3 protein-coding genes are annotated in these 2,814 nt (G+C 50.6%); 1 reads left to right on the top strand and 2 read right to left on the bottom strand.

The genetic code is table 11. The features are described from left to right. On the bottom strand, positions 1-1,810 hold a 1,810-nt coding region (locus H6F43_RS01605; RefSeq protein ID WP_190340274.1), incomplete at its 3' end, for a GAF domain-containing protein. 359 nt (positions 1,811-2,169) lie between these two features. Then, positions 2,170-2,373, bottom strand: coding sequence for a hypothetical protein (locus H6F43_RS01600; protein WP_190340273.1), 204 nt, complete (start codon positions 2,371-2,373; stop codon positions 2,170-2,172). A gap of 100 nt (positions 2,374-2,473) precedes the next feature. Here H6F43_RS01600 and H6F43_RS01595 point away from each other — a divergent pair, with 100 nt between their 5' ends. Continuing rightward, positions 2,474-2,719 (top strand): helix-turn-helix transcriptional regulator, encoded by a 246-nt coding sequence (locus H6F43_RS01595; protein WP_190340272.1) that lies wholly within the window; start codon positions 2,474-2,476, stop codon positions 2,717-2,719. Positions 2,720-2,814 lie beyond the last annotated feature (95 nt).

Here is a 2,814-nt window from a genome sequence, read left to right as displayed (position 1 = left end):
CCAGTTCTGCCGATCGCGCTTGTTCTGCCTGAATACGTTCTGCTATTAAGCGATCGACCAATTGTTTGCGATGTAGTGCCGCTCCAATGCTTTCAGCCGCCGCTGTCAGGACATCAATTTCTTGCTGGCTCCAGTGGCGCGGAGCCACACAGTCGTCAAAGCCAACGCAGCCAACATAGCGCCCTTCAATGAATATAGGAACAACCCCAGTTGATTTGATTTCAAGTTTCTCAAACTGCGATCGTGTGACATCAGGTAAGTCCTCTATTATTCGCCAGAGCGACTGACCTCGGTGAAGAGGTTGAATGAGAACCTGAAAATTCTCATTGTCCATCACTGCCATTCCAGCGGCATGATGATCAGAAATAGTGGCTGCCGCCCACTCATGCGTCACGCAGTGCTTTAGCCTGTGAGTCTTTGGCTCTTGATGTTCAAGGATGAGCAGAACGCGACTCATGTTGGCTGCTTCTCCAACTGCCTGTAGAGCAGACAGAATGGCAGTGTCAACGTCCTCAGCTTCTAACAGGTCTTTCGTAATTTGAGCAACCACTGAGAGCAATCGATCGCGGTGTCGCAAGGCTTCATTCGATTTCTCAAGTTCTGCCGATCGTGCTTGTTCGTTTTTGAGTAAAGCTTCTTGTGTTTCTCGCAGTTCGGTGATGTCAGTTTGCGTACACCAACCGCCCCACAAATAGCCGTCTCTCACATCGCACACGATGTTGTTGAGGAAGTACTTGCGTCTTCCCAACGCATCTAGCTCGTCGGTTTCGGCATTTCTAATTTGATACCCGTTGGCAAGGATCGATCGATTGACTTGACGATTGGCGGCTAAGTCTCCATGAAAATCACTGAGCGTAAACTCTCGAAGCTGGTCGATCGACAATCCCATCTGAGCGCAAAAAGTTTCATTCGCTTCGACATAGCGGTAATGCTGCAACGCTAAATCAAGTTGCTCGTCAATAGGTAGCGAGGTGGGAACAGGCGGCTCAAATTCAAACCGATAAATGCCTTCGTTGCTCAGCTCAAACAAGGTGCGATAGTGATGCTCCGATTCAGCGAGGCGATCGAGCGTTTGTTGCAGCTCAGCCGATCGCTCTGCCGCCATTCGTGAACGGGCTTGTTCTGCGTCAAGCTTGGCTTGCTGAGTGCGTTGACGCTGGATGGCACTGCCAATAGAGTCTGCCACAATCCGCAAAACCGCCATTTCCGCCGCACTTCGCCGTTTTGCCTCACGGCAGTCATCCAGTCCCAGCACACCCCACCACTTATCCTCAACCTGAATGGCAACAAGATGCGTCGATTTCACGCCGATCGCCCGCTGCTCACTCCGGAACGGTTCCGGCACGTCTTCGATCCGATAGCTAGGAGTTCGGCTCTGCTGAAAAAGCTCGTATAGCCACGGAATCTCGTCGTATCTGCCTTGAGCCGCTTTGGAGTCAGAGAACTGCGGCATTGTACCCGGTGAATCCCACTCATACAGCACGCGCCAGTAAAGGGATGCGTCTGTTGGATGAGCAAAATTCTCGATCACATTCACGCGATCGGTGTCCAACGCTTCACCAATGATTTGCAGAGCTGTGTTGACGGCTTCATCGAGGTGGGCGATCGTCAGCAGGGCATTGGCAACTTCTGCGGTCGCCTCCAGAAGGCGATGCTCTCGCGTAGAGGTTCGATCGTCTAATTGCAGTTTTGCCTGAGACTCACACGACTGAAGCCGCGATTTCAGTTCAAGGTTCTCTTGCTTTAGCACCGCCAGTTGAGCTTGCAGGTCAGCAATCGGCTCATGGTGCTGCTGTATAGGTTCTACCATTCCTTCTCGCAACGTGAGCGCTAATTTGACTCGTGATCGGGGTCGATCGCCGTTTCCGGCAGGTGGTTTTATTCAGCGGGATCGATCGCAAAATGTTCTTCTTAGTATGGCTTACACAAAGACCATCAAGTCAGCTTAACCGCCCATAGAAAAAGGCACAGAGATGGCTCTGTGCCCCTTAGTTCGTTCTAAGTGTGTCTAGGAGTTACTCAACGCCTTCGATGCGGTCTTCAACTTCCTGATAAAGCTGGCGCAGCTTCTCCAGGTTCTCTTCACTCGTTTCCCAGTAGCCGCGACCGTTTGCTTCTAGCGACTCGTCTGCCAGCTTGATTCCAATTAGAAGGTAACAGTTCTCTCTGCTAATGGAGCAGGTGATCGTCCTGATGATTCCCGTCCATCAGATCAAACACGACTTCAACCACGGCATCAGGCAGTAACCGCCGCAAAACTGTTGCGTAACCGTCTGCATCGGACTCTTTGACGAACCGAGCCATCACGACGCACTGCATTTTGGGCAGTAGACGAACCACAGCCCAGCACTTGAGACGATCGCTATAGATCATCGCTCTTCTCCTTAATGTTCCAATTAGTCACACTACTCTATTATTGTGTGACTAATTGGAACAATTTCGCAAACTGTACTCCTCTGACACAATCAGAGGCATGGGAAGAGCAGGTAAAGCCTTAAGACAAGCACTCACGGCTTATGAAATTAGCCAAAATCAGCTAGCTACAACAATGGGGATTGGGCACGCGAATGTGAGCCGCTGGGTGAATGAGGTTCGAGATCCGGGTGGCGAAACGATTCTGGAAATTCGAGAAGCCCTGCAACGGATGAATCCTGCTGCGGCTGAGGAGTTTATTCGGCTGTACCTGAATGGCGGCAATGACTCTTCACGGTCGGATTAATGTATGAAACAAAAAAGAATGTGGAAGATTCACACCCATAAATTGCCCAATTTAATTTCAAGCCAATGTCTCGTCATCCGTTCGATGATCCACCA

It is taken from the genome of Leptolyngbya sp. FACHB-36 (assembly GCF_014695955.1).
In the GTDB taxonomy this organism is placed as follows: Bacteria; Cyanobacteriota; Cyanobacteriia; order Leptolyngbyales; family Leptolyngbyaceae; genus FACHB-36.
The sequence above is the reverse complement of the archived record's forward strand: the minus strand, read 5'-3'. Positions and strand labels throughout refer to the sequence as shown.